Here is a 5,569-nt window from a genome sequence, read left to right as displayed (position 1 = left end):
GGTGTGCTGTGCGCACCGTTGCGATTCCGGGGAGATCGCTTGGTGCGCGCAGCACACCCTACGTGGGGTTAAGCAGGCTCCGCATCCGTCGCCACTTTCACACTCGGCTCATGCCGACGAATGTATTTCCAATCCGCTTCGTCGATATAGATGCCATTCGGCCCGCTGCCGCCTTCCAGGTCGATGGCGATATGGGCACTGACCTGTGGTTTTACGCTGGCCAGAATCGGCACGAAGCCTAGTTGCAGGCTGGTTTCGATCAGCGCTTGTTGGTTGCGTTCGTCGATGTCGGCGGCTTCGTCGAGGTAGTACGGCAGGCGTACTTTGCCGGCTTGTTCGCGGTCCATCAGGTGCAGCAACAGGTACATGTTGGTCAGCGCTTTGATGGTCATGGTGGTGCCGTTGGAGGCGGCGCCGTCGATGTCGGTATGCACGATCGGCTGACCGCCAACCTTGGTGATCTCGAACGCCAGCTCAAACAGGTCTTTCAGGCCGAGCTGGTTATGGTTAGCCGCCACCAAGCGCGCCAGGTATTCCTTGGCCTCTTCGTTTTTCACATCCTGGTCAGCCGACTGATTAAGGTCGAACACGCTGAGGGTTTCGCCTTCTTCGTATTGGCCAGCGCTGTGGATGATCTGGTCGATATGTTTAAGCGCATCTTTGTTGGGCGCCAGCACGATGCGGAAGCTTTCCAGGTTGGAAACCTGGCGACGGTTGATCTCGCGGTTAAACAAGGCCAGCTGGTGTTCGAGGTTGTCGTAGTCGCTGCGGATATTGCGCAGGGTGCGGGCGATATCGGTAACGGCCGCGCGGCGTGCTTTGGCCAGGGTCAGGGCTTCGTCCTGACGGTGGGCATAGGCGTTAACCAGCAGGTGCAGGCGGCGCTCAACGTCGTCTTCGCTGTCGAACTTGGCCACGCCTTTGAGGCGGATCTGCGCATACAGCGCGTCAATCTGCCCGTCGATGCGTTGCAAGCCCTGCCAGGCATCTTGGTAGTCGTTCAGCAGCGGCAGCAGGTTGTCCAGCGAGTCGTCCACCGGGTCCATAAACGGCGTACCGAACGGCAGGTTGGCCGGCAGCAGCTGACGACGGCGCAGGGCGTCTTCCAGGGTGCGTTCCTTGGCTTCCAGATCGGCTAGTTGGCGACCTACCAATTGCAGCTTGGCTGACAGTTGCTGCACGCGTTCGGTAAACGCGTCGCTGGCCCGTTTCAGGTCATCCTGGGCAGCTTCCGTCTGGGCTAATTGCTCCAGCTTGCCCGGCTCTTCCACGGCTAAGGTCTGGCTGCGGCGGAAATCTTCCAGGGCTTTCTGCGCATCCAGCACCTGGTTGTACAGCGCTTCGGCCTGGGCCTTGCTGGCGGCGCGGTCGGAGGCCACGCTTTGCTGGGTCTTGAGCTGTTTCAGCTCTTTTTCCAGGCGCTCTTTCTGGTCGCGCAGGGCGGCACGGTCGGCCAGGGCTTGCAGGGCAGGCGGCTCGATATGGCTGAGGTCGATGCTCAGGCCCGGCACTTCGAAGCGCTCGGCCTTGAAGCCGTCGAGGATCACTTCCAGCGACTTCACCCACTTGCCGTCTTCGTCCAGGCCAATGCCGTTTTCGCCCAGCGGCAAGCTAAACAACGCACCGTTGAACAGGCGCATCAGGCGCTCAACATCCTGCTGGCTGAACTCCTCACGCAGGCGTGCGTAGCTGTTGTTGTCGGCGTGCTCCAGTTGCTGACGTACCGACTTCAAGCGTTTTTCCAGATCGCGCAGACGCTCATCGAGGTCTTCGCTGCTGAACTGCCGCGACTGCGCCAGGGCGCCAGCCAGTTCGTCGTGGGCGTCTTTGGCAGCCAGCAGTTGTTGCTCCAGCACTTGGGCGTTGTCGACCAATGCGAAGCGCTGCTTGAGCACGCCGAACTCACCGAGCCAGCGCTGAATCTCGCTGATCTCACGCTCCAGGCGCATCAGTTCCTGAGTGCCGCCGCGTTGGTTCTGTTGCAGGCCGTCTTGCTCGCCACGGTAATGCTCGGCCTGAATCACCAGCTCCTCACGGCGGGCGCCGGCATAGTCCTGCCAGGTGCCGAGCAAGGAGTCGAGCAAGGGCGAAATGCGGTGCAGCTTGCCGCGCAGCACTTCACGTTGCGCCACGCCGGCGCTCAAGGCCTCAACCAATGGTCCGGCTGCGACCAGCGATTGGTAGTCGGCTTCCATGCGGCGGACATCGCGGAACGCTTCTTCGCAGGCGGCGATGTAATCAACGCTACCGGAACGCAGGCTGTGCTCGAACGCATCGAGGAACAGCTGCTTCAATTTCGCCGCAGTGATTTCGCGCATATGCAGCAGGTTGATAAACAGCGCGCGGAAGGTCTTCAAGCTTTGTTCGCTGGTGGAGCGCAGCGGAATCAGGGTCAAGTCCAGCGGGATGGAGGTGTGCCCGCCGACCAACAAACGGCGCAGCTCCTCGGGCTTGAGTTCGTAGGCCTTGATGTTTTCCCGCTCAAGGTTGGCGAACAGCTCGCGCTGACGCAGGCAGGTGCCGTTCTTCTGGTAATGCTCCAGATGCAGCTCGCCGGCATAGGCAAAAAACTGGTGACCGAAACCGCCGCCCGGGCCGCGACCGGCTACGCCGATGACGTGCGGGCCGTGGGGCAGGGACACCTCAACGAGGATGTAGCTGGTGTCGCTGGCAAAGTAGAACTTGCGCGAGGCTTCAAGGCTGTACTTGCCAAAGCTCATATCCGACATGCGCGCCAGAATCGGGAATTGCAGGGCGTTGATCGACGCACTTTTACCCAGGTTGTTGGCGCCGTACACCGACAGTGGTTGTTCCAGCGGGAACAGGCCCAGGCTGTAACCGGCGGTATTCAGCAAGGCAAAGCGGCGGATGCCATAGCGTTCCTGGCTCATGCATTGAACTCCTGATCTGCGCGCTCTTCAGCCAAGGCGCGGGCCAGGGCTTGTTCTTCGCTTTCTTCTTCAGCGACAGCAATATTTACCACCGGCAGCGGCGGGATATCGCCGTCGTCTTCACCGTCAATCAGCAGAATGTCGTCTTCGCTGTCATCGTCCACCAGCGCCGGGGTCGGCAACGGCAATACGCTGTGCAGGCTGGCGGCCAGGTCGCGGTCTTGCTGTACGGAGAGACATACATCGAGGAAACGGTGCATCGGCGGCAGGAAGCGATAGATACCGTTGTCCTCGCTGGCAAAGCCCAGCTGGGTCATCCGCCGCATCACCTTTTCTTCCAGCTCTTCCTGGGTGGTGACTTCGGCCTGTACAAACAGGTCGCGGTACTTTTCCAGCAGCGGTGGCAGCTCATCGCGGCCGAGGCTGCCGCCATCCAGCACGGCGAGAGGGTCGCGGCCTTGGTCGGCTAAATGCTCAACGATGATGAAAGTAAACAGCGCCAAGCGTTGCGCGGTTTTGTTTACCTGGGCGCCCATCTGCTCGGGCACGAAGTAGTAAAAACCGCGGCTATCGCACACCAGTTCAAAACCCAGGGCGCGGAACAAAGCGCGGTAGGCGTCTTGCTGGTTGGACAGTTGGCTATACAGCTCGGCATCGCGGTGGCTGACGTGATAACCCTTGAACAGCTCGCGGAAGATCGGCGCCAGTTGGCTCAGTTCGGACAGGTCAATATTCATACGCAGTGTTCTTTAAAAGAATGGGGTACGGGCTTAAGCATGTTTGCTGGCCACCAAGGCAAAGGAGCACAGGCTGACCTGGTGCTCGGCGGTGAGGTAGTCACGGCGTTCCAGGCGTTCGCGCTGGAAGCGGCCGTCGCGCGACAAGCGCGAAAACCAATAGAGCAATTCGTCGGTGGCGCCGTTGGGCTCTTGCTCCAACAGCCACACCATCAGGTCCGGCATCGGCAGGGCGCTCTGGCAGCGCTCGAGCATTTCCCGCGCAGTACGTGGCGCCTGCGGCGCTTCGCCTTTGCGTGTGCCGCTGGCCTTGGGGAATTGCGTCGGCTTGGGTTCGAAGCGCGCCAGCGCATAGACATACGACTCAACCTGGCTGGTACTGCCAAGAAAGGTGCTCTGCGGCCGGGTGAACAGTGGCAGCGCGGCCTGTGGCACAGCGTCCAGCCCCTTGCGGCGGATGGCCGACAACGCCAGCGCGGCGCCACGGGTCACGGCGTTATGCCGGCGCGCTTCTTCACGCAGCGGCAGCAGCAGTTCCCGGGCGCGACGCAGGGTCAGTTGCGCGGTGGTCTGCATTTCCAGAATGCGTGCGTGGGTGCGCAGCAGCAGGTCGTCATCGACCAATTGGCCGAGGCGATGCTGTTCGCTCAACAGCTTTAACAGCACCTGCTCAACGCGGCGTACGCCCTGCTCGAACGCGCCGTCGGCGTTGACCAGTTGAATCATTGGCTCGACGTACTCGTCCCAGGTGGCCAGTACTTCGGCATAACGCTGACGTAGCGGAATCTGTCGGTCGCTGGTCTTGGCCCGATCGGCCACGCCCACCAGCGCTTGCTCGTCGTTGGCGAGCTTTTTCAGCACATCGCGTACGCGCATATCCAGCAGGCGCAGTTGCCGGGCCAGATCGTTGGCATCGCGAACTTCGAAGGCGTCCTGGATATAACCGGCCAGGCGTTCGAGGTGGCGCAGGTAGGCTTCGATTTCCAGGCACAGCCCCAGGCGGTGTTCGCGGCGCAGGTAGGCGAGGAAGTCGTGGATCTGGGCGTTAAGTTCGAAGCGGTTGGGGCTCTTTGCCACGGGCACGAGGATGTCCAGGCGGATCCAGGTATCCAGCAGGCCGGTGATATCGGCGGGGGTGCTCTCCACCAGTTGCACCGCCAACTGCGCGCGCAGTTCGATCAGGCTCATGGTGCCTTGGTCGAAGCGCTCACAGAGCGGTTCGAGTAACGTCCAGTGTTCTGCGAGGGCACGGAGTACGCGCTTGGGCTCGATCATGTGTGCTCGGTCTTAGCGGGGTGGTTTTCGACAAAAGCGGCGATTGTACTGCATGCGGGGCGGGGCGCTTAGTGCTCGACTGATCAAAGGGCGCGCGCGTAGGGTGTGCTGTGCGCACCGGCTTTTGCTTTGGGTTTGGTCTTTGTTATCGCGTGGGCTGGGGTTTCTGTTTCGCGCCTTACGCGCGACCTACTTTTCCAGTCGCCGGAGTGCCGGCCACCGCAAAGTAGGCAAAAGGCTTGCCCCTACACAACGACTCCACTCGGCCTTCGCTAAAGGGGCGGGTGCATCAAGATCACAAGCAGATCAAGTGCCCCTCTCCCCAGCCCTCTCCCGCAAGCGGGCGAGGGGGCTGACCGCGTGGGGCGTGAATATTCGTCACCCCTCGCCCGCTTGTGGGCGCCCGGCTAGGGGAGAGGGGCCGGGGCCGGGGGAGAGGGTAGGGGCTTACTCGGTTTCGAGGTTTTCTGTAGGAGCGTGCTCTGCCTTCGCTACCGCGTATGCCAATGCGGCCCCCCCCAGCAAAAATGTGACCAATTAGGGCAGTTTGCGACTGTGGCGGAGTGCTTTATTTCAGCCCTGTTACCGCTGCAGCCAGCGTTTCAAGTGTTTGAATCCGTTGGCATGTTTTCTGCGATGGAGGTGGGTAAATGCACTGTCTGGAAC

Annotated in this window: 3 protein-coding genes; all 3 read right to left on the bottom strand. The window is 61.2% G+C overall.

Annotation, left to right across the window (positions count from 1 at the left end):
- Positions 1 to 68: 68 nt before the first annotated feature.
- Genes mksF through mksB form a run of 3 tightly spaced genes read right to left on the bottom strand, consistent with a single transcriptional unit; the run spans position 69 to position 4,903 of the window.
- On the bottom strand, positions 69 to 2,891 hold the full coding sequence (gene mksF, locus AAAB16_RS02495) for an Mks condensin complex protein MksF (protein ID WP_340661913.1): 2,823 nt from the start codon (positions 2,889 to 2,891) through the stop codon (positions 69 to 71).
- On the bottom strand, positions 2,888 to 3,628 hold the full coding sequence (mksE, locus tag AAAB16_RS02490; protein WP_340661912.1) for an Mks condensin complex protein MksE: 741 nt from the start codon (positions 3,626 to 3,628) through the stop codon (positions 2,888 to 2,890). Before mksE ends, mksF begins: the two co-directional genes overlap by 4 nt.
- A gap of 33 nt (positions 3,629 to 3,661) precedes the next feature.
- Positions 3,662 to 4,903, bottom strand: coding sequence for an Mks condensin complex protein MksB (mksB, locus tag AAAB16_RS02485; protein ID WP_340661911.1), 1,242 nt, complete (start codon positions 4,901 to 4,903; stop codon positions 3,662 to 3,664).
- Between the last annotated feature and the right edge of the window lie 666 nt (positions 4,904 to 5,569).

The sequence above is a fragment of the Pseudomonas sp. genome (assembly GCF_037994325.1).
Classification (GTDB): domain Bacteria; phylum Pseudomonadota; class Gammaproteobacteria; order Pseudomonadales; family Pseudomonadaceae; genus Aquipseudomonas.
Note: the sequence above shows the minus strand (reverse complement) of the source record. Positions and strands in the feature narration are given on the sequence as shown.

Bases quoted from the DNA above. Each gene is read 5' to 3' on its own strand.
- mksF (WP_340661913.1), bottom strand. From the start codon at position 2,891: ATGAGCCAGGAACGCTATGGCATCCGCCGCTTTGCCTTGCTGAATACC.
- mksE (WP_340661912.1), bottom strand. From the start codon at position 3,628: ATGAATATTGACCTGTCCGAACTGAGCCAACTGGCGCCGATCTTCCGC.
- mksB (WP_340661911.1), bottom strand. From the start codon at position 4,903: ATGATCGAGCCCAAGCGCGTACTCCGTGCCCTCGCAGAACACTGGACG.